The organism is Pseudomonas sp. GW822-FHT03F04, from assembly GCF_058801405.1.
Map to the genome: position 1 here is coordinate 98,360 of NZ_JBXANF010000012.1, position 23,341 is coordinate 121,700.

The window sequence follows — 23,341 nt, forward strand, 5'->3', positions numbered from 1 at the left end:
AAAACGACGATTATGGGCGAAAGCGCCGGATAGACAAAATCCTTTCAGCCCCGAGGGGGCGACCGTGTTTGAGGCTATGCTCGCAAGATGATCCTATTTCCCGATTTGCTCCAGTTGCCCCACCAATTGCGTCACCCTGAGGTGCGCGATCTGGCGTGGGTGATCCTCGCCCCGCCGATGCTCGCCGCCACGCCGTGGCCACAACGCCATCCATTGGCCGGCAGCGATTGGGTGCGCGATCCCGAACGGCTGGCGCATTGGCTGCATGAGCTCGACCGCGACAGCTACGGCCTGCTCCACTGGCTGTCCCAGGCCCGCACCCGGCGTCTGGGCCTGTATTACGAACGCCTCTGGCAGTTCGCCGTCGAGCATGCACCGGGGATCGAACTGATCGCCGCCAACCTGCCGATCCGCCGCGAGGGCCACACCCTCGGCGAACTCGACATGCTGCTGCGCGACCGCGACGGCGTGCATCACCTGGAGCTGGCGATAAAACTCTACCTCGGCCCGCAGAACGGTGACGGCCGTGATCCGGCGCAGTGGCTCGGCCCGGGTTGCCATGATCGACTGGACCGCAAACTGGCCCACCTGAGCGAACACCAGTTGCCGATCTCCGCCCGCCCGGAAAGCCGCGAAGCGCTGGCGGCGCTGGATGTCGGAACGTTCAGTGCGCAGTTGTGGCTGGGCGGTTATCTGCTGTATCCATGGCCCGGGCAATCCGAGCCACCGAACGGCGCCCATCCGCAGCACCTGCGCGGCAGCTGGTTGCATCAAAAGGATTGGCCGGCATTTGTCGCCCAGCGCCCGGCCGGACGCTGGCAACCCCTGCCCCGCCATGCGTGGCTGGCGCCGGCGCATTACCCGGCGGACCAGACCTGGTGCCACGAGCATTTGCAGGCCTGGCTCGATGAACTCGAACCGCTGGCCCCGGCACAGTTGATGGTGCGCTTGACCGAAAATGCCCGGGGCGACTGGGAAGAGGCCGAACGGCTGTTCCTGGTATCGGATCTGTGGCCGAACGTGCCCGGGCAGAGTTAGACGGTCAACCGCAGCGCCAGCGCGGCCAGCGTCACCAGCAACACCGGCACCGTCAGCACAATCCCGACCCTGAAGTAATACCCCCAGCCGATCCGGATGTCCTTGCGCTCCAGCACATGCAGCCAGAGCAAGGTCGCCAGACTGCCGATCGGGGTGATCTTCGGCCCCAGGTCGCTGCCGATCACGTTGGCGTAGATCATCGCCTCTTTCACGACACCGGTCGCCTGGCTGGCATCAATCGACAACAGCCCGATCAGCACCGTCGGCAGGTTGTTCATGATCGACGACAACAGCGCCGTCAGCACGCCGGTGCCCATGGCTGCGCCCCAGACGCCGTACCCGGCAAAGACATCCAGCCAGCCGGCCAGATGATCCGTGAGCCCGGCATTGCGCAGTCCGTAGACCACCAAATACATGCCCAGCGAGAAAATCACGATCTGCCACGGTGCCTCTTTCATCACCTTGCGCGTGGAGATCTTGTGCCCGCGAGCGGCAATGCCCAGCAGCAATGCCGCACACACGGCCGAGATCGCACTGATCGGAATGCCCAACGGCTCCAGGGCAAAACAGCCCACCAGCAAAATCAGCAACACCGCCCAACCGGCGTAGAACGTGGCTTTGTCGTGAATCGCCGATTCCGGATGTTCGAGCTGTTCAGGGTCGTAGTCTTTCGGGATGTCGCGGCGGAAAAACCATAACAACACCGCCAGCGTGGCGGCGACGCTGACGAAGTTGACCGGCACCATCACCGCCGCATAGCGATTGAAACCGATGTGAAAGAAGTCGGCCGAGACGATGTTGACCAGGTTCGACACCACCAGCGGCAGGCTCGCGGTGTCGGCAATGAAACCGGCACCCATGACGAACGCCAGGGTCGCTGCCGGGGAAAAGCGCAGCGCCAGCAGCATGGAAATCACGATGGGCGTGAGGATCAACGCCGCGCCGTCATTGGCGAACAACGCCGACACCAGCGCACCGAGCAACACCATGAAGGCAAACAGCTTGCGCCCGCTGCCCCGCCCCCACCGCGCCACGTGCAACGCAGCCCAGGCAAAGAACCCCGCTTCGTCGAGCAGCAGGCTGATGATGATCAGGGCCACGAAAGTGCCGGTGGCGTTCCAGATAATCTGCCACACCAGCGGAATATCGCTCAGGTGCACTACACCGAAGATCAGCGCCAGAATCGCGCCGAACGTCGCGCTCCAGCCGACCCCGAGGCCTTTGGGTTGCCAGATCACCAGGGTGATGGTCAGCAGGAAAATCAGTGAAGCCGTGAGCATGCAGAGCGACCTTCGATCAGGGGCAGAATGGGTATCGAGGAAGCGCACCCTGCCCGTCCGTCAACTCACAGTCGAATCACGTGCCCCTCCACCGGTGCGATGTGACCATGAAACAGACGAGAAATCACGCTCTGTGCTGCCTCAAGGCCGTAACTCTCCACGACCTGCAACAGAGGGTCAGTCGGTGCGCTGACCTGTCGATAAAACCGCTGCAAACCTTCGCCGACGTACCGGTTCACGCGCTCCGCTCCCCATTCGATGCTGCGCTTGCGAATCTGGATCGGGGCAAAGAAAAACACCGGTCGCAGCCCTTCGACGGCGCCCAGTTCTGCTTCATCGGTGGTGTGCGATGAGCCAACAAAACAGCTGTAGACGAGGTGATCGGCGAAATGCTGATGCACCTGCTCGCGCAAACCCAGGTCGCCGGAAAAATCCACATAAAGCGTCGAACGATCATTGGCCAGCGCCGACAACTCTGCGTAAGACAGCGTCCGGCCATAGCAGCCCAGGCTTTCGACAAAGACCTTGTTACCGGCCGACGTCAATGCCACACATTCGAGCCTCGGATGGCCGGCCAGACACACCGCCGTACCGTAGGCGGTTTTGCTCGAAGCACTGGAAAACACCACACGGCTTGCGCCGAAGAACCGATTGTCCTGAAGGAAATCCGCCAACATCAACGACGTCAAGAACAGCGGCTTGAGCAGAATCTGCAGGTTTTCTGTCGCTGGGCGGTAATACGTGTCTTTGCTGCAGCGGGTGTATTGGTTGTAAACCGAGCTCAGCGTCTGCCGATGTTCCGTGCCGTCATGGAAACCACGCCCGGTGACCCGCTCGGGGCGCACCCAGACATGACTGGCCAGCGGCAAGTAACCATAAAACCGTTCGCCGACCGCCACGCCTTCGACGCGGGAAGCAATCACATCGGCGAAACCCCAGGCTGGAATGTGGCCCCATTCAGCCAGTCCTGTCGGAAAGAACGCCCAGTAGTGCATCGAATCGCCATATGCAGCGTAGGAAATATTGTTGGTGGTGAGGGCGCAACGGTCGACTTTCAGGATCACCTCGCCGTCCGCCGCCACTGAACTGCGCTGTTCCTGCTCGATTCGGCTCTGGTCGAGTGCACTTTTACGGGTCACCAGTCGCGTGACAGTGATCGGACTTTGCATCGCTCGGATTCCTGCTGCGTAGAGTGGCGGGGGCGCAAACGTCACGGGCCATGCGCCCCGATGAAAACACCATCGAGGCATGACCGATCATGGCCTGGGGCGGAATTGAACGCTTCAGACTTTCTTGTGCTGTTCCACAAACTGCCCATAGGCGTTGATGAAACTTTGCAGGAACGGTTTGACCGACTCGTTCAACTTGCCCGCTTCATCGAACGCGGTGCCGGCACCGCCCAGGTAGGCTTCCGGCTGCTGCATGCACGGCACGTTGAGGAAAACGAAGGACTGGCGTAAATGCTGGTTGGCGCCAAAACCGCCGATGGCACCTGGCGAAACGCTGATCACTGCGCCCGGCTTGCCGCCCCAGACACTCTTGCCATAAGGCCGCGAGCCGACGTCAATCGCGTTCTTCAACGGTGCTGGTACCGAACGGTTGTACTCCGGTGTGACAAACAGCACCGCGTCGGATGAACCCACTTTTTGACGGAAAGTGCTGTAGGCTGCCGGCGGTGAATCGCCGTCGATGTCTTCGTTATAGAGTGGCAGATCGCCAATTTCGACAATGTTCAGCTTGAGGTTGGCCGGCGCCAGTTCCGCCAGCGCCAGGGCGACCTTGCGATTGATCGAGGCTTTGCGCAGGCTGCCGACGACTACAGCGACGTTATAGACATTGCTCATGTGAAGACTCTCGACTGTCCGTGGGAGGAGCCTGTAGTTATAGATGATCCGGCGACGATTCCACCAGACGACGAGGGATATTTCCCGCGTCCGGATTATTTTTTTCCTGTAGGAAAACTTACCGAGCTCGATGACGGTCTACCAAGCCGCAAATCAAGCGTTTTATCTCCAGAGGTTCTAAGCAGATGGCAGCAGTACTCGTCGGTCAGTTCCATGCAAGAGATGCGGAAGGCCGCGTTTATTCCGTGCATGAGTTCCAGGAATCCAACCCGTCGGCAGACGGTTTCACCGGCATGGAGCCCGTTACAACCTACAAACTGGCGATTGGCGATCGCGTCAACAAAGTCGATGACAACGAGTTCCTGCTGGTTCAGTCGGGCATCACGTTGATTCGCGAACCCGAGCCGACTGTCGCTTCATAACCGATTGTTATGAGCAGAAGTCATCCGCGCCGAGTTGGGGTAGGATTCAGCCACTGACCCCAACGGCCGGACATGGACTTCACGCATGCGTTTACGTCATATCGAGGTGATTCAGGCGCTTTTACAGACGGGTCACGTGGGCACCGCCGCCGAATGGCTGCAATTGCCGACGGGCGATGTCGAGGAGCGGTTGCGCGAAGCCGAGAGTCAGCTGGGGTTCATGCTGTTCGCCAGCGTACGCGGACGGCTTCAGGCCACGGCCGAAGCCCGTGCGCTGCAAGTCGAAATCGCCCACATCTATGACGCGCTGGAGCCGGTGCAACGGCTGGCCAGCAGCCTCAAGCAATACCTCGCCCCGCCTCTGCGAATCATCGGCACCCCGCCGCTGGCCCAGCAGCTGTTGCCGCAAAGCCTCGCCGCATTGCGCCGACGACTTCCGGACGTCCCCTGCTCCCTGCTCAGCGAGCCCACCCGCCACATCGTTCGCAGCCTGTTGCTGCGCGAGAGCGATCTGGGCCTGAGCCTGCACGACCCTGAACACCCCGATATCGATTGCCAGGTGCTGGCGCAAGGCAAGCTGCAATTGCTCGCCCCCCACGGCTGGCTGCAACCGAAGCAAAAGTACATTTCGCTGCAGGACCTGGCAGGCCAGGCGATGGTCGGCCTCGAAGGCCAGGACCCGTTGAGCCCGGCGCTGGAACACAAGCTCCAGGCCTTGCGCCCGGCGCCTAGCATCCAGACCCGGGTGCAGACCCATCAGATGATGCGCAGCATGGTCGAGGCCGGTGAAGGCCTAGCCATCGTTGACCCGTTCACCGCACTCGGCGCCCGCGCTGGTGGCCTCGATGTCTGCCCGCTGTCACCGGCGGTGCCGATCAGTCTTTATGCGCTGACCTTCAAACACGCGGCGCCGCCAACATCCGTCCAAACCTTGCTCGGCATTGTCACGGAACAAGCCGCGGCGATGCTGGCGAGCTGACCAGGTTTTCCAGCGGATTATCGAATATTCGATACCAGAACAACGCCACTTCGGCGGTGTTCGGGTCGATGCCGCGATAACGCAGATGGTCGATGCCACCGACCACATAACCGCAACGCTCATATAAACGACAGGCACCGAGGTTATTGTTCTGGGTCTCGAGCATGATCCCCGGCAGTTTTTTCTTGCGGCTCCAGAACTGCGCCACATCCAGCAATGCCTTGGCCACACCGTGACGCCGAGCCGGCGCATGCACCGCCAGTTCATCGATGTGAGCAAAACCGTTCCAGTTGGTGCTGATCACCAGATGCCCCACTGGCTGATCTTCCAGATACGCCATGAAAATCGCACTGTCGGCGGCATCGCGAAAACTGCTGAACTCCTCGGGATCGATGCCGTAGCACTTGCGGTACGGCACGATGGGCGTCACGCTCCACTGCGCGACGGGCTTGCCGATTTCGGCCGCGCCATAGGCCGCGACCTCGAAACTGAAATCGCTGCCCCAGATATAAGCGGCAAAGCCATCGTCGGCGACGCGCACCGACAGCCCTGGGTATTTTGGATTCATGACCGGTTGCATACTGGGAAACGCCCTCATTCCTTGACGCAATCGACGGTGTAGTGCCGTCCATTGCCCTCATCTTCGTGTTGCAGTCCGTGCACATCGACCACGAATCCCGGAAAACTCGCATCGAACGTGCGGGCAAATTTCAGGTAATCGATGATCGACCGAGTGGATTCGGTAAAACGTTCGCCGGGCATGATCAACGGAATTCCCGGCGGATACGGCACCAGCATCACCGCCGCGACCCGGCCGTCCAGCTCATCGATCGGCACCGCCTCGACTTCGCCGCGCACCAGTTGATCGTAGGCATGGGCCGGTTTCATGGCGATTTCCGGCAGCACGGTGTACATGCGTTTAAGGTGTTTGGCGGTGGCGTTGCTGCGGTAACAGGCGTGGAGCTGATCACACAGATCGCGCAGGCCCATGCCGCGATAGCGCGCCGGGGCTTCCTGGGCGACACACTTCAGGCAGGTGTCGAGGCTGACGTTGGCGTCGTAGCTGCGCTTGAACTCCAGCAGTTCGGTCAACAGCGTGCTCCACTTGCCCTTGGTGATGCCCATCGAGAACAGCACGAGGAACGAATACAGCCCGGTTTTCTCCACCACCAGCCCGCGCTCCCAGAGGAAACGGCTGACCACCGCCGCCGGAATCCCCTTGTCGCTCAGCGCGCCGCCAGCGGTCAGGCCTGGCATCACCAGGGTGACCTTGATCGGATCGAGCAGCACGTAGTCATCGCTGACCTCGCCGAAGCCGTGCCAGTCCGCTTCGGGTTTCAGCAGCCAGTCTTCGGTCTGCACCCGATCGATGCCCTCGACACCCGGCGGCTGCCAGATCGAGAACCACCAGTCGTTGGCGTCGATGTGCCCACGCAGATTGGCCAGCGCCCGGCGAAAGCTCAGGGCTTCATCGAAGGTTTCCTGAAGCAGCGAACGACCGGCCGGGCCTTCCATCATGGCCGAGGCCACGTCCAGCGAGGCGATGATGCTGTACTGCGGCGACGTCGAGATGTGCATCATGAACGCTTCGTTGAACCGGTCACGGTCCAGTTGCCGCGCACCGCCGTCCTGCACATGAATCATCGAAGCCTGGCTAAACGCCGCCAACAATTTGTGTGTGGAATGGGTGGTGAACACCAGCGGACTGTCGGCGCTGCGCGAGGTGGCCATGCCGTAGCGTCCGGCAAAGAATTCGTGAAACGCCGCATAGGCGTACCAGGCTTCGTCGAAATGCAGGACTTCGACGCTGTTGCCCAGGCTCTGCTTGATCAGTTCGGCGTTGTAACACAGGCCGTCGTAGGTGGAGTTAGTGACCACCGCGAGTTTGACTTTCGGCTCCCGCCCCTTGGTCAGCGGGCTTGCGTCGATCTTGGCCTGGATCGATTCGCGGCTGAATTCACTCAGCGGAATCGGGCCGATGATCCCCAGCTCGTTGCGCTCCGGGCACAGGTACAGCGGAATCGCCCCGGTCATGATGATCGCATGCAACACCGACTTGTGGCAGTTGCGATCCACCAGCACCAGATCGTCGCGCCCGACCATGGAATGCCAGACGATCTTGTTGGCGGTCGAGGTGCCATTGATCACGAAAAAGGTGTGATCGGCGCCGAAATTGCGCGCAGCCCTTGCTTCTGCCTCGGCCAACGGCCCGGTGTGATCGAGCAGCGAACCCAGCTCCGGCACCGACACCGACAAATCCGAACGCAGGGTGTTTTCACCGAAGAACTGGTGAAACGCCTGCCCTACCGGGCTTTTGTGATACGCAACGCCGCCGCCATGGCCGGGGGTGTGCCAGGAATAGTTGGAATCGGCCGTGTGCTGCACCAACGCCTTGAAGAACGGCGGCAGCAATCCATCCAGATACTTGCGCGCTGCCCGCGCCACCTGGCGGGCGAGAAACGGCACCGTGTCTTCGAACAGATAGAGAATGCCGCGCAACTGATTGAGTTCGGCCATGGCATCGGCCGGGGCGTTCTCCAAAGTGACCTGCTCACCGAGCGCGAAGATCGGCAAGTCCGGCGCCCGCACCCGGGCCAGACCGATCAGTTCGGCCATGTTCTGCAACAAATGGGAATTGGTGCTCGCGTCTTCGGCGGCGATCAACATGCACGCCAGACCATGATGAGTCGATGCCACCAGCCGGCCCTCGGTGTAGTCCGTGGCCGAAACGATGCTGAAACCTTCCTGCTCCAGTTCATGGGCGATGCCGCGAATGCGTTCGCCGGCAACCGTATCGGCCTTGATGTCGCGGTGGACGATCAACACCGGGAACTTCAGATCTTTGTACATGGGGCTCAGTGTCCTGAGGCGGCGGAGAGTGATCTGCCAATGTCCTCAGGGTAGAGGGTCGGAGCGGATGTGGCGAGGGTGGCCAGTTGTCAGTACTGCCAAAAACAAAGGATCGTCCGAACGCGGCCAGGGCGTTCGGACGATCCTTTGTGCTTTACGCCTGGGCTTCGGCTTCCAGCAGCTGAGTCCACAGCGCCGGGGCGCCGGCCGACTTGGCGATGATTTCCAGGCGCACCTGGTGTTCGGCCAGCTCGGCTTCGGTGGCGCGAATGATCCGCCCTGGCTGACGATCCGCCGGCAAACGGCGGATTTCGGTGGCGGAGTTATCCGCACCGTTGCCGGTCCCGTTGCCGTCGGACGCATTGCCAGCCAGCGACAGGCTGGTCTGGCCACCGGTCATGGTCAGGTAGACGTCGGCGAGAATCTCCGAGTCGAGCAATGCGCCGTGCAGCTCACGGCCGGAGTTGTCGACGCCGTAGCGTTTGCACAGGGCATCGAGGCTGTTGCGCTGACCCGGGTGACGCTCCCGGGCCATCATCAGGGTGTCGAGGATCGAGCAGTGTTGCGTGATATCGGCACGATCCTGCTGACCCATCAGCGCGAATTCGTTGTTGATGAAGCCAACGTCGAACGCCGCATTATGGATGATCAGTTGCGCGCCGTTGATGAACTCGAAGAACTCATCGGCCACTTCGGCGAAACGCGGTTTGCCGACCAGAAATTCGTTGGTGATGCCGTGGACGCCGATCGCGCCTTCGTCACTCTCGCGGTCCGGTTGCAGGTAAACGTGAAAGTGCCGGCCCGTCAGGCGCCGACCGATCAGCTCGACGCAACCGATTTCAATGATCCGGTGACCATCGGTCACCGGCATGCCGGTGGTTTCGGTATCGAGTACAACGGATCTGGTGGCCATCAGTGTTCAGCTCTCAACGGGTCAATCGTGCAAAAGCGGCGATGTTAACACGCCCTTGGGGCGCGTCGCCCACCGCCAGTTGATCGGCGCTCATGCAGTTTTTAACAATCATTAGCAATGATCATAAAGTCTGGGGCAAACCGGCTTGTTAGCGTGCGCGGCTTGTTTCTCACGGACTCAAGTACCTCATGAAGACTGCACGGATTTTACTGCTCGGCGGCTGTTTGCTGATGGCTGACGCCCACGCCACCAGCTTCGTCATCAGCACCGACATCACCCTGAGCCTTACGCTCAGCTCCAGCAAAGGCACCAGCGGTTCGTTCAAGGACGACAAAATCGTGCTGGCCGCCAAGGATGATGCAGCGGCCTTTGTTGCCAGCAACGGGGACATTCGCGGCGCGCAGATGGAAGCGGCGTTCCAGCGGATTCGCAGCCTGTTGCCGGAACTGCCCGCCACCGACCTGCAACTGGCCGGCGCCATTTTGATGCTCTGATCAGTCCTGCTTGTAACCGCGAATCTCATCCACACCACGGTTGGCCAACTGGTCGGCGCGTTCGTTGCCGTGGTGACCGATGTGGCCGCGCACCCACTTCCAGGTGACTTTGTGGCGGTTGACCTGCTCGTCCAGCTCTTTCCACAGGTCGGCGTTTTTCACAGGCTCCTTGGCGGCGGTTTTCCAGCCGCGCTTCTTCCAGTTGGCCATCCACTCGTTGATGCCTTTCATCACGTATTGCGAGTCGGTCACCAGCAGCACTTCGCACGGACGCTTGAGGGCTTCCAGGCCACGGATCGCACCGAGCAGTTCCATGCGGTTGTTGGTGGTGTTGGCTTCGCCGCCCCACAGTTCCTTTTCGACGCCCTTGCACACCAGCAAGGCGCCCCAGCCGCCGGGGCCGGGGTTGCCCTTGCAGGCGCCGTCAGTGAACAGTTCTACGCTATCGACGCTTTCGCTCATGCCAATCTATCCAGAAAAAATGCGTTGCCCCGTCGATCACGGATCGACGATGGCCGAGGCCGGGACAGACCCGGCCACAAATAAAAGAAGGTTTACGGTTCGATACGGCGGCGATTGACCTTGGCCATCGGCAGCGGAATCAGCTTGCCCATCGGTTCGCGGCGCTCCTGGCGCACCGGACGCAGGCCGACCACGATCTTGCGCGCAACCAGCAGATAGAAGCCGCCGCCCGACAGTTGCCAGTCGCCGGCCTTGCGTTCCCAGCCGGCCAGACGGGCCTGCCACTTGGGTGACGCGAGCGGCGGACGATAGCACCCGAAGCGGCGTTTCTCCAGCGCGAAGCCCAGCAGGTTGAGCCAGTCGGCGACCCGCGACGGCGAGATGCAGCGCGCCTGATGCAAGGCGTCATGAGCGAACACATGACGCAGGCCCCAGGTGCTCCAGGGGTTGATGCCGACGATCAGCAGATGCCCGCCGGGGCGCACGCTGCTGGCCGCTTCACGCAGCAAACCGTGGGGCGACAGGCAGAAATCCAGGCCATGCTGCAACACCACCACGTCGGCGGCGTGCTCGCTCAACGGCCAGGCCTGTTCCTCGCAGACGATCTCGACACCGGGCAATGGCGCGCCAAGCCGCACGTTGCGCTGCACCTGCGGCGCCGACGGCGGCGTTTCGGCGGACGGGCCGTAATGCACCAGATAGCCGCCGAAGAACCGGCCGAGCTCGTCTTCGAGCATGCGGCGCTCTTCGTCCAGCAGAAATTGCCCGAGGGGGCCGGACAGCCACTCACGGGCCGCACCGATCAGGGCGAGCCAGTCAGGATCGGCCTGAGCGAACGCTTTATCGATCATTGCATTCTCCAACACGCCAGGAACCTCTAAGATGCGCCAATGTTACCTGCTTGGCGAATCCGAAGATGATACAGATCAGTGCCCTGCCCGCCTTCACCGACAACTACATCTGGTTGTTACAGGATCATGCCACCCAGCGTTGCGCGGTGGTCGATCCGGGGGATGCCGCCCCTGTGCAGGCATGGCTCGCTGCGCATCCGGGCTGGGTGCTCGCCGATATTCTGATCACTCATCATCACCATGATCATGTCGGCGGCGTCGAAACGCTGAAGCAGGCAACCGATGCCACGGTCTACGGGCCGGCCAGCGAAAGCATTCCCGGGCGTGATGTGGCGCTCAAGGACAACGACAAGGTGCGTGTGCTCGGCTGGGATTTCGATGTCTACGCCGTTCCCGGCCATACCCTGGGGCACATCGCCTATTACCACCACGGCCTGCTGTTCTGCGGCGACACCCTGTTCGCTGCCGGTTGCGGCCGGTTATTCGAAGGCACACCGGAGCAGATGCACCACTCGCTGGGACGTCTGGCATCGCTGCCGGAAGACACGCTGGTCTACTGCACTCACGAATACACCCTGAGCAACCTGAAATTTGCCGCCGCCGTGGAACCGGGCAACCCGAACATTGCCGCCCGTCTGGAAAAAGTCACCCAGCAACGGCAGAACGGCGTCATGACCCTGCCCTCGACCCTGGCCCTGGAAAAGCTCACAAACCCGTTTTTGCGTACCGGTGAAACATTAGTTAAACAAAAAGTGGACGAACGGAATGGCGCTCAAAACCGGGCGCCGAGTGAGGTTTTTGCGGCTCTGCGGGCTTGGAAAGATAAGTTCTAAGACGTTCACCACTTGGTACAAAAACTCTGAATGGTTGACCGCAGGGGGTGCGCTTTCTAGAATCCCCCGACATTTTTGCCCGGAACTTACTTCCAGCCAATGTCGTCATCCATACGTAAGTCCGTCAATTCAGACGCATTGACCCGCCTGGCGCAAGCCATCGCGGTGGCTGTGTCCGCCACGCTGGCGGGCTGTTCCAGCCATGCTCCGCAGACTGAAGCGACCCATACGCCGAACATTGCTGCGCGAGCCAAGCAGAAGCCCATCTGGTTGTCCGAGAAGCCCAGCCCGCAGGTGCCCCAGGACATCTGGGAACGCATGCGCGGTGGTTTCCAGCTCCAGGAAGGCCTGGGCGTGAACCCGCGCATCGAGCAACAGCGCCTGTGGTTCGCCAGTAACCCTTCCTTTCTCGAGAACGCCGGGGAACGCGGCAGCCTCTACATTCATTACATCGTCGAGCGCCTCGAAGAACGCAACATGCCGCTGGAACTGGCGCTGCTGCCAGTGATTGAAAGCGCCTACAACCCGATGGCCTATTCCCGGGCCGATGCTGTGGGTCTCTGGCAATTCATCCCTTCCACCGGGCGTTACTACAACCTGCGCCAGACCCGTTTCTACGACGGCCGTCGTGACATCACCGCCTCGACCACGGCAGCGATGGATTACCTGACCCGTCTGCACGACATGTTCAACGGTGACTGGCTGCTGGCCCTGGCGGCCTACAACGCCGGCGAAGGCACGGTCAGCCGCGCCATCGAACGCAACGAGCGACTGGGTCTTCCGACCGACTACTGGAACCTGCCGCTGCCGGCAGAAACCCAAGCCTACGTGCCGAAACTGCTGGCGCTGTCGCAAGTGGTACTGTCGCCGGAAGCCTACGGGGTGAACCTCAACCCGATCGCCAACGAACCGTATTTCCAGGTCGTCGAAATCAACCAGCGCATGGACCTGTCCAAGGTTGCAGCGGTGGCCAACATCGACGAAGACGAGCTGTTCCAGCTCAACCCGGCCTTCAAGCAGCGCACCACCATCGACGGCCCGCAGCACCTGTTGGTGCCGACCTCGAAGGCGCAACTGCTGACCGCCAGCCTGCAGACCATGCGTCCTGAAGAACTGATCAGCCCTCGTTCGCTGAAACCGGTCTTCGAAGGCGCTGATCCGACCGAAGTCGCCAAGCTCAAGCGTGCCTACCGGGTCAAACGCGGTGACAACCTCGCATCCATCGCCAAGGCCAACAAGGTCGACGTCAAGGACCTGCAACGCTGGAACAAGATGACCGGCAAGAACCTCAAGGTCGGCCAGACCCTGGTCATGCAGGACACCACCAAGCGCACGCCGGCCCGCAACACCAGCGGCGGACGCATCAACACGGTGCTGGCCGCCAACAGCAAGACCAGCAGCAAGACCGACAACCAGAAACAGACCCAATACAAGGTCAAGCAAGGCGACACGCTGTACGTGGTGGCCAAGCGTTTCAACGTCGAGATGCAGCATCTCAAGCGCTGGAACCCGGGCGCCGGCAAGGCGCTCAAGCCTGGGCAGATGCTCACGGTCTACCAGCCGCACTGATAAAGAGCCCCTGAATTTCAGGGGTTTTTTTTGTCTGTCATTTTTTGCCTTCGCCGCCAGCGACTCCCACAATTAAGCGCGCATTAACCCCCTGTCTTTTTCCTGTCCATACAAGCTGTTACTGTACGGCCCACAAAGCCCAAGCCGCCTGGATCGGATCTGACTTGAAGCGTCCCCTCCTCCTGCTCCTGATCAGCCTGGCCTTGAGCTCCCCCGTCAGCGCGACGATCACCGAAAGTCACGGTTATGCGCAGTTCGGCACGCTCAAGTACCCGGCCAGATTTACCCACTTCGACTGGGTCAACCCGCAAGCGCCCAAGGGCGGCACCTTGCGGGTGATGGCGTTTGGCACCTTCGATACGCTGAATCCCTACACCTTCAAGGGCACCAGCCCGGTCACCACCCCGAATTTCCTGCAATACGGCATCAACGAGCTGAACGAGCCGCTGATGGTCGGCACCGGCCAGTATTCGCCTTCCGGCGATGAGCCGGCCTCCAGTTATGGGCTGATCGCTCAATCGGTGGAATACAGCGAAGACCGCAGCTGGGTGGTGTTCAACCTGCGCCCGGAAGCACGTTTCCACGACGGCACGCCGATCACCGCCTACGACGTGGCGTTCTCCTATCGCCTGTTGCTCAAGGAAGGTCATCCGCTGTATCGCACCGCGCTTCAGGAAGTGTTGCGGGTCGACATCCTCAACCCGCAGCGCATTCGTTTCGTGATGAAACGCTCGGGCAACCCGCTGCTGATCCTGCGTCTGGGCGAGTTGCCGGTGCTGCCCCAACATTACTGGAAAGGTCGCGACTTCAAGGCCACCACGTTCGAGCCGCCGCTGGGCAGCGGGCCGTACCGCATCACCTCGGTGACGCCGGGGCGGCAACTGGTGTTCGAACGGGTCAAGGATTACTGGGGCAAGGATTTGCCGGTCAATCGCGGCAAGTACAACTTCGATCGCATGGAAGTCGAGTTCTACCGCGACAGCGACGTGGCCTTCGAAGCCTTCAAGGCCGGTGAGTTCGACATCTACATCGAGCATCAGGCGAAGAACTGGGCCAACGGCTACAACTTCCCGGCGATCCGACGGGGCGACGTGATCAAGGCGCAGATCCCGCACCAGATCCCGACCCAGAGTCAGGGCCTGTTCATGAACACTCGCCGCCCGACTTTCGCCGAGGTCAAGGTTCGTGAGGCGTTGGGTCTGATGTTCGACTTCGAGTGGACCAACCGCGCGCTGTTCAGCGACGCCTACAAGCGCACCACCAGTTACTACCCCAACAGCGAATTCAGCGCCAGCGGTCTGCCGGTCGGTCACGAATGGCTGATGCTCAAACCGTACAAGGATCAATTGCCGGCCCGGCTGTTCACCGAGCCGTTCACGCTGCCGCAGACCGATGGGCGCGGCATTCCCCGTGAAACCATGCGCAAGACCCTCGCACTGCTGGCCGAGGCTGGCTGGAAGCTCAACGGCCAGCGCTTGCAGAACGCTGCCGGCCAACCGCTGAGTTTCGAACTGCTGCTGGTCAATCCGAACCTGGAGCGGATCCTCCAGCCGTACATTGAAAACCTCAACAGCATCGGCATCGACGCACGCCTGCGCACGGTGGACCGCGCCCAGTACAAACAACGCCTGGATCAGTTCGATTTCGACATGATCCTGATGACCCTCAACCAGACCCTCAGCCCGGGACTGGAACAGTGGCAGTACTTCCATTCCAGCCAGGTCGGGGTCAAGGGCAGCAAGAATTACGCGGGCATCGCCAACCCGGTGGTCGATCATCTGCTCGAGCAATTGCTCGCCGCCCGCACCCGCGACGAACAGGTCGCCGCCGGCAAGGCGCTGGACCGCGTGCTGCTCTGGCAGCACTACAGCATTCCCAACTGGTACCTCAATTATCACCGTCTGGCGTACCGCAACCGGTTCGCCTTCGTCAGCACGCCGCCCTATACCCTGGGCCTGAGCGCGTGGTGGCTGAAATCTTCGGAGAAAGGTCAATGAACGCCGTTCGCACCCTGCTCGTGCAGGCTTGCGGCCTGTTGTTCGCCGGGCTGGCCTGTGCCGCCCCGCAACACGCCGTGACGCTGTACAACGAGCCGCCGAAATACCCCGCCGACTTCAAGCACTTCGATTACGTGAACGCCGACGCGCCCAAGGGCGGGATCTTCCGTCAGGCCGGTTTTGGCGGCTTCGACAGCCTCAACCCGTTCATCAGCAAAGGCGTGCCGGCGGACGATGTCGGGCAGATCTACGACACCCTGACCAAGCACAGCCTCGACGAGCCGTTCACCGAATACGGCCTGATCGCCAGCAAGATCGAAAAAGCCCCGGACAACAGCTGGGTGCGTTTCTACCTGCGCCCCGAAGCGCGCTTCCATGACGGTCACCCGGTGCGCGCCGAAGACGTGGTGTTCAGCTTCGAGACCCTGACCAAAGAAGGCTCGCCAATGTTTCGCGGTTACTACAGCGATGTCGAAGAAGCCGTCGCCGAAGACCCGCTCACGGTGCTGTTCAAGTTCAAGCACAACAACAATCGCGAGCTGCCGCTGATCCTCGGCCAGTTGCCGGTGCTGCCCAAACACTGGTGGGCCAGTCGCGACTTCAACAAGGGCAACCTGGAAATCCCGCTGGGCAGCGGCCCGTACAAGGTCGCCGAAGTGAAGGCCGGGCGCTCGGTACGTTACGAGCGGGTCAAGGATTACTGGGGCAAGGACCTGCCGGTCAATCGCGGGTTCTACAACTTCGACGTGCTGACCACCGACTATTACCGCGACAACACCGTCGCGCTGGAAGCGCTGAAGGCCGGGCAGTTCGACTACTGGCTGGAAATGACCGCGAAAAACTGGGCCAACGCCTACAACATCCCGGCCGTCACCGAGGGCCGACTGGTCAAGGAACTGATCCCCAACGGCAACCCGACCGGCATGCAAGGCTTCGTCTTCAACCTGCGTCGCCCGGTGTTCCAGGACGTTCGCGTGCGTCAGGCACTGGGTCTGTTGCTCGACTTCGAATGGACCAACAAGCAACTGTTCAACAGCGCCTACGTGCGCACCCGCAGCTACTTCGAGAACTCGGAAATGGCCGCCACCGGCCTGCCGGACGCCGATCAACTGGCGATCCTCGACCCGTTCCGCCGCCAGCTCCCGGCGCAGGTGTTCAGCGAAGCCTTCGAAAACCCGAAGACCGACGCCAGCGGCATGATTCGCCTGCAGCAACGCGAGGCCTATCAATTGCTGCAAGAGGCCGGCTGGAAGATCGTCGACGACAAAATGGTCGACGCCACCGGCAAACCGGTGGTCATCGAATTCCTGTTGGCCCAGACCGAATTCGAGCGGGTGTTGCTGCCGTTCAAACGCAACCTCGCGGACCTGGGCATCGATCTGGTGATCCGCCGCGTCGACGTCTCGCAATACGTCAACCGTGTGCGTTCGCGGGACTTCGACATGATCGTCGGCAGCTTTCCGCAGTCCAACTCACCCGGTAACGAGCAACGCGAATTCTGGATGAGCGCCGCCGCCGACAAGCCGAGCAGCCGCAACTCGATGGGCCTGAAGGACCCGGTGGTCGATCATCTGGTCGAGAACCTGATCAACGCCGATTCGCGCAAAAGCCTGGTGGCCCACGCCCGCGCTCTCGACCGCGTGCTGCAATGGGGTTACTACGTGATCCCCAACTGGCACATCAAGAGCTGGCGCGTGGCGTACTGGAACCACATCGGCCACCCGAAAGTCTCCCCCAAGTACGACATCGGCATTAACACCTGGTGGGTCAAACCCGACACGAAACCTGCGGTAGAAGTGCAAACCCAACTGCAAGCCGACCCTGTGGGCACGGAGTAATCAGATGCTGGCGTATATTTTTCGGCGACTGTTGCTGATCATCCCGACCCTGTTCGGCATTCTGCTGATCAACTTCGTGATCATCCAGGCCGCGCCCGGCGGGCCGGTGGAACAGATGATCGCCAAGCTCGAAGGCTTCGAAGGCGCCACCAGCCGCATCGCTGGCGGCGGTGCCGAAGTGTCGGTGGCCGGCTCGGCCTATCGCGGCGCGCAAGGTCTGGACCCGGCGCTGATCAAGGAAATCGAGCACATGTACGGTTTCGACAAGTCGGCGCCGGAACGGCTGTGGATCATGGTCAAGAACTACGCCCGACTGGATTTCGGCGACAGCTTCTTCCGCGACGCCAAGGTCATCGACCTGATCAAGGAGAAGATGCCGGTATCGATCTCGCTCGGGCTGTGGAGCACGCTGATCATGTACCTGGTGTCGATCCCGCTGGGGATCGCCAAGGCCACGCGACACGGCAGCCATTTCGACGTCTGGACCAGTTCGGCGATCATCGTCGGTTATGCGATTCCGGCGTTTCTGTTTGCGATCCTGTTGATCGTGGTGTTTGCCGGTGGCAGTTATCTGGACTGGTTTCCTTTACGCGGCCTGACCTCGAACAACTTCGACGAGCTGAGCCTGGGCGGCAAGGTCCTCGATTACTTCTGGCACCTGGCGCTGCCGGTGACCGCGCTGGTAATCGGCAACTTCGCAACCATGACCCTGCTGACCAAAAACAGCTTCCTCGACGAAATCAACAAGCAGTACGTGGTCACCGCCAAGGCCAAGGGCCTGACCCGTCACCGCGTGCTCTACGGTCATGTGTTCCGCAACGCGATGCTGCTGGTGATCGCCGGGTTCCCGTCGGCGTTCATTGGCATCTTCTTCACAGGCTCCCTGCTGGTGGAAGTGATCTTCTCCCTCGACGGCCTCGGCCTGATGAGTTTCGAGGCGGCGATCAACCGCGATTACCCGGTGGTGTTCGGCACCCTGTTCATCTTCACCCTGCTGGGGCTGGTGGTGAAACTGATCGGCGACCTCACCTACACCCTGGTCGATCCGCGCATCGACTTCGCCAGCCGGGAGCATTGAGATGAACCTGTCCCCTCTCAATCGCCGGCGCTTCGAACTGTTCAAGGCCAACAAGCGTGGCTGGTGGTCGCTGTGGCTGTTCCTGATCCTGTTCGGCCTGAGCCTCGGCGCCGAACTGATCGCCAACGACAAGCCGCTGGTGGTGCACTACGACAACAACTGGTACTTCCCGGCGGTCAAGCGTTACCCGGAAACCACCTTCGGCGGCGAATTCCCGCTGGAGGCCAACTACAAGAGCCCGTACATCCGCGAACTGCTCAAGGCCAAGGACGCGTGGGTGCTGTGGGCACCGATTCCGTTCAGCTACCAGAGCATCAACTACGACCTGAAAGTCCCGGCCCCTGCCCCGCCGTCAGCGGACAACCTGCTGGGCACCGACGATCAAGGCCGCGACGTGTTGGCGCGGGTGATCTACGGTTTCCGGATTTCGGTGTTGTTCGCCCTGACACTGACCGTGCTCAGCTCGATTATCGGTGTGATCGCCGGGGCCTTGCAGGGCTTCTATGGCGGCTGGGTCGATCTGGCCGGCCAGCGTTTTCTGGAGATCTGGTCGGGTCTGCCGGTGCTGTACCTGCTGATCATTCTCGCCAGTTTCGTCCAGCCGAATTTCTGGTGGCTGCTGGGGATCATGCTGCTGTTCTCGTGGATGAGCCTGGTGGACGTGGTGCGCGCCGAGTTCCTGCGCGGGCGCAACCTCGAATACGTGCGCGCGGCCCGGGCGCTGGGGATGCAGAACGGCGCGATCATGTTCCGCCACATCTTGCCCAACGCCATGGTCTCGACCATGACCTTCATGCCGTTCATCCTGACCGGCGCCATCGGCACCCTCACTGCGCTGGACTTCCTCGGCTTCGGCTTGCCGGCCGGCAGCCCGTCGCTGGGTGAGCTGGTCGCCCAGGGCAAATCCAACCTGCAGGCGCCGTGGCTGGGCATGAGTGCGTTTGCGGTGCTGGCGCTGATGTTGAGTCTGCTGGTGTTTATCGGCGAGTCCGCTCGCGATGCCTTCGACCCGAGGAAGTGAAATGAATCAGGACAATCTGATCGAAGTGCGCGACCTCGCCGTCGAATTCGGCACGGGCGAACGCTCGCACCGGGTGGTCGAGGGCGTCAGCTTCGACATCAAGCGCGGCGAGACCCTGGCGCTGGTGGGCGAGTCGGGCTCGGGCAAGTCAGTGACGGCGCACTCGATCCTGCGCCTGCTGCCCTACCCGCTGGCTCGCCATCCGGCGGGCAGCATCACCTATTCCGGGCAAAACCTGCTGGAGCTGAGCGAAAAGACCATCCGCCACATCCGCGGCAACCGGATCGCGATGATCTTCCAGGAGCCAATGACCTCGCTCAACCCGCTGCACTCGATCGAAAAGCAGATCAACGAAGTGCTCGGTATCCACAAGGGCCTGACCGGCAAGGTCGCGACCAAGCGCACCCTGGAATTGCTGGAGATGGTCGGCATCCCCGAGCCGCAAAAGCGCCTCAAGGCCCTGCCCCACGAATTGTCCGGCGGTCAGCGCCAGCGGGTGATGATCGCCATGGCGCTGGCCAACGAGCCGGAACTGCTGATCGCCGACGAACCGACCACCGCGCTGGACGTGACCGTTCAGCTGAAAATCCTCGACCTGCTCAAGGAATTGCAGGCTCGATTGGGCATGGCGCTGCTACTGATCAGTCACGATTTGAACCTGGTGCGAAGAATTGCGCATCGCGTATGTGTCATGCAGCGCGGTTGCATCGTCGAACAGGCATCGTGCGAAGAACTGTTCCGTTCTCCGCAGCATCCGTACACTCGGGAGCTGCTGGCGGCGGAGCCCAGCGGAGGCCCGGCGAGCAATAAAATCGGGGCGCCGCTGTTGCAGGTCGAGGACTTGAAAGTCTGGTTCCCGATCAAGAAAGGCCTGCTCAAGCGCACGGTGGATCACGTCAAGGCAGTGGACGGCATCAATTTCAGCCTGCCTCAGGGTCAGACCCTGGGGATCGTGGGAGAAAGCGGTTCCGGCAAGTCCACTCTGGGCCTGGCGATTTTGCGGCTCATCGGCAGCAAAGGCGCGATCCGTTTTGAAGGCAAGCAGCTAGACTGCCTGACGCAGAACGAGGTTCGCCCGTTGCGTCGGGAGATGCAGGTGGTGTTTCAGGACCCGTTTGGCAGCCTGAGCCCGCGGATGTGCGTGAGCGACATCGTTGGCGAAGGCCTGCGGATCCACAGGATGGGCACCGCCGCCGAGCAGGAAGCGGCGATTATTGCGGCATTGAAGGAGGTAGGTCTGGATCCGGAAACCCGGCACCGCTACCCCCATGAATTTTCCGGTGGGCAGCGGCAGCGTATCGCCATTGCCCGGGCCCTGGTGCTCAAACCGGCGCTGATCCTGCTGGACGAGCCGACTTCGGCGCTCGACCGGACGGTGCAGCGGCAAGTGGTGGAGCTGTTGCGTTCACTGCAAGCCAAGTACAACCTGACGTATTTGTTCATCAGCCATGATCTGGCTGTTGTGAAAGCGCTGAGCCACCAGTTGATGGTGGTCAAGCATGGCCAAGTGGTCGAACAGGGAGACGCGCAAGCAATCTTTGCCGCTCCCCAACATCCGTATACACAGCAGTTGCTGGAAGCCGCTTTTCTGGCACCAGCCACTGCGCAATAACCTGAAAGAGGAGCAACACATGGGTTTTCTCGCCGGTAAGCGCGTACTGATCGTCGGTGTCGCCAGCAAGCTGTCCATCGCATCCGGCATCGCTGCCGCCATGCATCGCGAGGGCGCTGAGCTTGCCTTCACTTATCAGAACGACAAACTGAAAGGTCGTGTCGAAGAATTCGCACAGGGCTGGGGCTCGAGCCCTGAGCTGTGCTTCCCGTGCGACGTGGCCAGCGATGAAGAAATCGCCAAGGTCTTCGAAGAACTGAGCAAGAAGTGGGACGGCCTGGACTGCATCGTGCACTCCGTCGGCTTCGCACCGGGCGACCAACTGGACGGCGACTTCACCGAAGCCACCACCCGCGAAGGTTTCCGCATCGCTCACGACATCAGCGCCTACAGCTTCGTGGCCCTGGCCAAGGCCGGTCGCGAAATGATGAAAGGCCGCAACGGCAGCCTGCTGACCCTGTCGTACCTGGGCGCCGAGCGCACCATGCCTAACTACAACGTGATGGGCATGGCCAAGGCTTCGCTGGAAGCCGGCGTCCGTTACCTGGCCGGCTCCCTGGGCCCGGACGGCACCCGCGTCAACTGCGTATCGGCCGGTCCGATCCGCACTCTGGCAGCTTCGGGCATCAAGAACTTCCGCAAGATGCTGGCCGCCAACGAAGCGCAAACCCCACTGCGCCGCAACGTCACCATCGAAGAAGTCGGCAACGCCGGCGCCTTCCTGTGCTCCGACCTGGCGTCGGGCATCAGCGGTGAAATCATGTACGTGGACGGCGGCTTCAACACCACCGCCATGGGCAACATCGAAGAGTAATCTTCGCGCTGCCGATAAAAAGCCCGCCGATTGGCGGGCTTTTTCATGCCTGCGATCCCAGGCAACGGGCGAACAACTGCTGAATCGGCTGACGGCGCTGGCTATAACGCTGCAACAGCACCATCTCCCGATAAAACGTCAGCTCACCCAACTCGATCACCCTCACCTTCAGCGGATGCTCCAGCCACAATCCGGCTCTTGGCAGCAACGAAACCCCGAGCCCGCACTCGACCATCTTCACGATCGCTTCCAGCTCATCCAGCTCCAGCGCCACGCGGACATCTATCCGCTGCTCACGCAGAAACCGCGTCACCAGCCGCCCCCCGAACGAATTGCGGTCATAACGCACGTGAGGATGCTCGGCCAGCAGTTGCAGCGGATCGTTTCCCTCGATGCCGGGCGGCACGATCAGCACGAACGGCTCGCGCCGCATCACCTGCGCCGACAGCTCCTTGGGCAATTCAAACGGCGGCTTGATCATGATCGCCAGATCGACTTCCCCGGCATCCACCTGGCTCAGCAGGTTCAACGACACACCCGGCACCAGTTTCGGCTCCACGCCCGGAGCCTGTTGGCGCAAGCGCAGCAAGGCCTGAGGCAACAGCCCGGTCTGTGCGGTCGCCACGGCGCCAATTCTCAGCTCGCCGCGAAACTCGCTGGCGTCCTCACTGATCGCCATGCGGCTGAAGGTGGCGAGCATTTCCTGCGCCATCGGCACCGCACGCTGCCCTGCCGGATTGAGAATTGCCTGACGGCCGGTGCGATCAAACAGGCGCACACCCAAAGTCTGTTCCAGATTGCGGATCTGCGCGCTGACCGCCGATTGCGTCAGGCCGACATGCAGGCCCGCCGCGGCAAACGTACCGTGCTGCGCCACCGCCAGAAAGGTCTTGAGTTCACGCAGCATGGGCACCTCGATTGATCGAAATAATTTGAGCTCGACGCAAAAACTATCGTCTTTCAATCGAAATGCACAGCGCTAGACTGGATTCACCCAACCGTTGATCGAGACCAACTCCATGCCACTCAGCCCCTTCCATCTGGCCATTCCCGTGTATGACCTCGCCGCCGCCCGGCATTTTTACCGCGAAGTGTTCGGTCTGGAGGAAGGCCGCTCCAGCGATCACTGGGTCGATTTCAACTTCTTCGGCCATCAACTGGTGATTCACCTGGCGCCGAAAAATGCCTCGCAGGAAGCCGCTCACACCAACGCCGTGGACGGACACGACGTCCCGGTGCCGCATTTCGGTGTGGTGCTGGGAATGGAGGAATGGCACGCCCTGGCCGAGCGCCTGAAATCACTGGGCACGCGGTTCGTGATCGAGCCGGGGATTCGTTTTCAGGGATTGGTGGGCGAACAGGCCACGATGTTTTTGTTCGACCCCTGCGGGAACGCCCTGGAGTTCAAGGCGTTCAAGGACATCGGGCAGTTGTTTGCCAAATAAG

At 61.3% G+C, this 23,341-nt stretch carries 22 protein-coding genes; 13 read left to right on the top strand and 9 right to left on the bottom strand.

Going from position 1 to position 23,341, the window contains the following annotated elements:
- The first annotated feature begins 87 nt into the window (after positions 1-87).
- Positions 88-1,038, top strand: coding sequence for a DUF1853 family protein (locus AC1RMX_RS25345; protein ID WP_493073392.1), 951 nt, complete (start codon positions 88-90; stop codon positions 1,036-1,038).
- Here AC1RMX_RS25345 and AC1RMX_RS25350 read toward each other — a convergent pair.
- The 3 genes from AC1RMX_RS25350 to AC1RMX_RS25360 form a co-directional block, all read right to left on the bottom strand.
- Positions 1,035-2,318, bottom strand: coding sequence for an arsenic transporter (locus AC1RMX_RS25350; protein WP_192560470.1), 1,284 nt, complete (start codon positions 2,316-2,318; stop codon positions 1,035-1,037). The genes AC1RMX_RS25345 and AC1RMX_RS25350 overlap by 4 nt on opposite strands.
- A 65-nt stretch (positions 2,319-2,383) precedes the next feature.
- Positions 2,384-3,487, bottom strand: coding sequence for a DUF2855 family protein (locus AC1RMX_RS25355; RefSeq protein WP_493073393.1), 1,104 nt, complete (start codon positions 3,485-3,487; stop codon positions 2,384-2,386).
- A 114-nt stretch (positions 3,488-3,601) separates the two neighbouring features.
- Positions 3,602-4,162: an NADPH-dependent FMN reductase gene (locus AC1RMX_RS25360; RefSeq protein ID WP_096820540.1), complete on the bottom strand. Its 561-nt coding sequence runs from the start codon at positions 4,160-4,162 to the stop codon at positions 3,602-3,604.
- Between the two features lie 185 nt (positions 4,163-4,347).
- Between AC1RMX_RS25360 and AC1RMX_RS25365 the strand changes: the two genes are divergently transcribed.
- Positions 4,348-4,584: a hypothetical protein gene (locus tag AC1RMX_RS25365; RefSeq protein ID WP_085733066.1), complete on the top strand. Its 237-nt coding sequence runs from the start codon at positions 4,348-4,350 to the stop codon at positions 4,582-4,584.
- A gap of 85 nt (positions 4,585-4,669) precedes the next feature.
- Positions 4,670-5,563 (top strand): LysR substrate-binding domain-containing protein, encoded by an 894-nt coding sequence (locus tag AC1RMX_RS25370; protein ID WP_493073394.1) that lies wholly within the window; start codon positions 4,670-4,672, stop codon positions 5,561-5,563.
- Here the strand turns inward: AC1RMX_RS25370 and AC1RMX_RS25375 are convergent.
- The 3 genes from AC1RMX_RS25375 to dnaQ form a co-directional block, all read right to left on the bottom strand.
- Positions 5,529-6,143 (bottom strand): GNAT family N-acetyltransferase, encoded by a 615-nt coding sequence (locus AC1RMX_RS25375; RefSeq protein ID WP_096820538.1) that lies wholly within the window; start codon positions 6,141-6,143, stop codon positions 5,529-5,531. The genes AC1RMX_RS25370 and AC1RMX_RS25375 overlap by 35 nt on opposite strands.
- 14 nt (positions 6,144-6,157) lie before the next feature.
- Positions 6,158-8,413 carry an Orn/Lys/Arg family decarboxylase gene (locus tag AC1RMX_RS25380; RefSeq protein WP_096820537.1) on the bottom strand — a complete coding sequence of 752 codons (2,256 nt, stop codon included), beginning with the start codon at positions 8,411-8,413 and terminating at the stop codon, positions 6,158-6,160.
- Between the two features lie 154 nt (positions 8,414-8,567).
- The gene (gene dnaQ / locus AC1RMX_RS25385; RefSeq protein ID WP_096820536.1) at positions 8,568-9,326 is read right to left on the bottom strand and encodes a DNA polymerase III subunit epsilon; all 759 of its coding nucleotides are present in this window, start codon (positions 9,324-9,326) and stop codon (positions 8,568-8,570) included.
- Between the two features lie 188 nt (positions 9,327-9,514).
- Here dnaQ and AC1RMX_RS25390 point away from each other — a divergent pair, with 188 nt between their 5' ends.
- Positions 9,515-9,820 (top strand): DUF2388 domain-containing protein, encoded by a 306-nt coding sequence (locus AC1RMX_RS25390; RefSeq protein WP_096820535.1) that lies wholly within the window; start codon positions 9,515-9,517, stop codon positions 9,818-9,820.
- Here the strand turns inward: AC1RMX_RS25390 and rnhA are convergent, their stop codons facing one another.
- The gene (gene rnhA / locus AC1RMX_RS25395; RefSeq protein WP_096820534.1) at positions 9,821-10,282 is read right to left on the bottom strand and encodes a ribonuclease HI; all 462 of its coding nucleotides are present in this window, start codon (positions 10,280-10,282) and stop codon (positions 9,821-9,823) included. It lies immediately after the preceding gene.
- 92 nt (positions 10,283-10,374) lie between these two features.
- Entirely contained in the window at positions 10,375-11,133 is a 759-nt protein-coding gene (locus AC1RMX_RS25400) for a methyltransferase domain-containing protein (RefSeq protein WP_011333614.1), read from the bottom strand.
- A 65-nt stretch (positions 11,134-11,198) separates the two neighbouring features.
- On the opposite strand from AC1RMX_RS25400, the gene gloB reads away from it, so the two are divergent.
- The 8 genes from gloB to fabI all read left to right on the top strand — a co-directional run bounded on the left by gloB (position 11,199) and on the right by fabI (position 21,895).
- Entirely contained in the window at positions 11,199-11,966 is a 768-nt protein-coding gene (gene gloB / locus AC1RMX_RS25405; RefSeq protein ID WP_192560466.1) for a hydroxyacylglutathione hydrolase, read from the top strand.
- 99 nt (positions 11,967-12,065) lie between these two features.
- Complete coding sequence (locus tag AC1RMX_RS25410; protein ID WP_096820533.1) at positions 12,066-13,535, top strand: transglycosylase SLT domain-containing protein; 1,470 nt, start codon at positions 12,066-12,068, stop codon at positions 13,533-13,535.
- 164 nt (positions 13,536-13,699) lie between these two features.
- A complete protein-coding gene (locus tag AC1RMX_RS25415) occupies positions 13,700-15,532 on the top strand; it encodes an extracellular solute-binding protein (protein ID WP_493073396.1) in 1,833 nt (610 codons plus the stop codon).
- Positions 15,529-17,370: an extracellular solute-binding protein gene (locus tag AC1RMX_RS25420; RefSeq protein WP_493066138.1), complete on the top strand. Its 1,842-nt coding sequence runs from the start codon at positions 15,529-15,531 to the stop codon at positions 17,368-17,370. The genes AC1RMX_RS25415 and AC1RMX_RS25420 overlap by 4 nt, the downstream gene beginning before the upstream one ends.
- Positions 17,371-17,374: 4 nt before the next feature.
- Positions 17,375-18,448 carry a microcin C ABC transporter permease YejB gene (locus tag AC1RMX_RS25425; protein WP_085708600.1) on the top strand — a complete coding sequence of 358 codons (1,074 nt, stop codon included), beginning with the start codon at positions 17,375-17,377 and terminating at the stop codon, positions 18,446-18,448.
- Position 18,449: 1 nt separating this feature from the next.
- Positions 18,450-19,469, top strand: a complete 1,020-nt coding sequence (locus AC1RMX_RS25430; RefSeq protein ID WP_102621892.1) for an ABC transporter permease — start codon at positions 18,450-18,452, stop codon at positions 19,467-19,469.
- A 1-nt stretch (position 19,470) separates the two neighbouring features.
- Positions 19,471-21,081 carry an ABC transporter ATP-binding protein gene (locus tag AC1RMX_RS25435; protein ID WP_493073397.1) on the top strand — a complete coding sequence of 537 codons (1,611 nt, stop codon included), beginning with the start codon at positions 19,471-19,473 and terminating at the stop codon, positions 21,079-21,081.
- 19 nt (positions 21,082-21,100) lie between these two features.
- The gene (fabI, locus tag AC1RMX_RS25440; RefSeq protein ID WP_003202751.1) at positions 21,101-21,895 is read left to right on the top strand and encodes an enoyl-ACP reductase FabI; all 795 of its coding nucleotides are present in this window, start codon (positions 21,101-21,103) and stop codon (positions 21,893-21,895) included.
- Between the two features lie 43 nt (positions 21,896-21,938).
- Here the strand turns inward: fabI and AC1RMX_RS25445 are convergent, their stop codons facing one another.
- Positions 21,939-22,802, bottom strand: a complete 864-nt coding sequence (locus AC1RMX_RS25445; RefSeq protein ID WP_493073399.1) for a LysR family transcriptional regulator — start codon at positions 22,800-22,802, stop codon at positions 21,939-21,941.
- 112 nt (positions 22,803-22,914) lie between these two features.
- On the opposite strand from AC1RMX_RS25445, the gene AC1RMX_RS25450 reads away from it, so the two are divergent.
- Positions 22,915-23,340 (top strand): VOC family protein, encoded by a 426-nt coding sequence (locus AC1RMX_RS25450; protein ID WP_192560461.1) that lies wholly within the window; start codon positions 22,915-22,917, stop codon positions 23,338-23,340.
- Position 23,341 lies beyond the last annotated feature (1 nt).

Bases quoted from the DNA above. Each gene is read 5' to 3' on its own strand.
- AC1RMX_RS25410 (WP_096820533.1), top strand. From the start codon at position 12,066: ATGTCGTCATCCATACGTAAGTCCGTCAATTCAGACGCATTGACCCGC.
- AC1RMX_RS25370 (WP_493073394.1), top strand. From the start codon at position 4,670: ATGCGTTTACGTCATATCGAGGTGATTCAGGCGCTTTTACAGACGGGT.
- AC1RMX_RS25355 (WP_493073393.1), bottom strand. From the start codon at position 3,487: ATGCAAAGTCCGATCACTGTCACGCGACTGGTGACCCGTAAAAGTGCA.
- AC1RMX_RS25425 (WP_085708600.1), top strand. From the start codon at position 17,375: ATGCTGGCGTATATTTTTCGGCGACTGTTGCTGATCATCCCGACCCTG.
- AC1RMX_RS25390 (WP_096820535.1), top strand. From the start codon at position 9,515: ATGAAGACTGCACGGATTTTACTGCTCGGCGGCTGTTTGCTGATGGCT.
- AC1RMX_RS25400 (WP_011333614.1), bottom strand. From the start codon at position 11,133: ATGATCGATAAAGCGTTCGCTCAGGCCGATCCTGACTGGCTCGCCCTG.
- AC1RMX_RS25350 (WP_192560470.1), bottom strand. From the start codon at position 2,318: ATGCTCACGGCTTCACTGATTTTCCTGCTGACCATCACCCTGGTGATC.
- AC1RMX_RS25450 (WP_192560461.1), top strand. From the start codon at position 22,915: ATGCCACTCAGCCCCTTCCATCTGGCCATTCCCGTGTATGACCTCGCC.
- AC1RMX_RS25445 (WP_493073399.1), bottom strand. From the start codon at position 22,802: ATGCTGCGTGAACTCAAGACCTTTCTGGCGGTGGCGCAGCACGGTACG.
- AC1RMX_RS25420 (WP_493066138.1), top strand. From the start codon at position 15,529: ATGAACGCCGTTCGCACCCTGCTCGTGCAGGCTTGCGGCCTGTTGTTC.
- AC1RMX_RS25375 (WP_096820538.1), bottom strand. From the start codon at position 6,143: ATGCAACCGGTCATGAATCCAAAATACCCAGGGCTGTCGGTGCGCGTC.
- AC1RMX_RS25360 (WP_096820540.1), bottom strand. From the start codon at position 4,162: ATGAGCAATGTCTATAACGTCGCTGTAGTCGTCGGCAGCCTGCGCAAA.
- dnaQ (WP_096820536.1), bottom strand. From the start codon at position 9,326: ATGGCCACCAGATCCGTTGTACTCGATACCGAAACCACCGGCATGCCG.
- fabI (WP_003202751.1), top strand. From the start codon at position 21,101: ATGGGTTTTCTCGCCGGTAAGCGCGTACTGATCGTCGGTGTCGCCAGC.
- rnhA (WP_096820534.1), bottom strand. From the start codon at position 10,282: ATGAGCGAAAGCGTCGATAGCGTAGAACTGTTCACTGACGGCGCCTGC.
- AC1RMX_RS25430 (WP_102621892.1), top strand. From the start codon at position 18,450: ATGAACCTGTCCCCTCTCAATCGCCGGCGCTTCGAACTGTTCAAGGCC.
- AC1RMX_RS25365 (WP_085733066.1), top strand. From the start codon at position 4,348: ATGGCAGCAGTACTCGTCGGTCAGTTCCATGCAAGAGATGCGGAAGGC.
- gloB (WP_192560466.1), top strand. From the start codon at position 11,199: ATGATACAGATCAGTGCCCTGCCCGCCTTCACCGACAACTACATCTGG.
- AC1RMX_RS25380 (WP_096820537.1), bottom strand. From the start codon at position 8,413: ATGTACAAAGATCTGAAGTTCCCGGTGTTGATCGTCCACCGCGACATC.
- AC1RMX_RS25345 (WP_493073392.1), top strand. From the start codon at position 88: ATGATCCTATTTCCCGATTTGCTCCAGTTGCCCCACCAATTGCGTCAC.
- AC1RMX_RS25435 (WP_493073397.1), top strand. From the start codon at position 19,471: ATGAATCAGGACAATCTGATCGAAGTGCGCGACCTCGCCGTCGAATTC.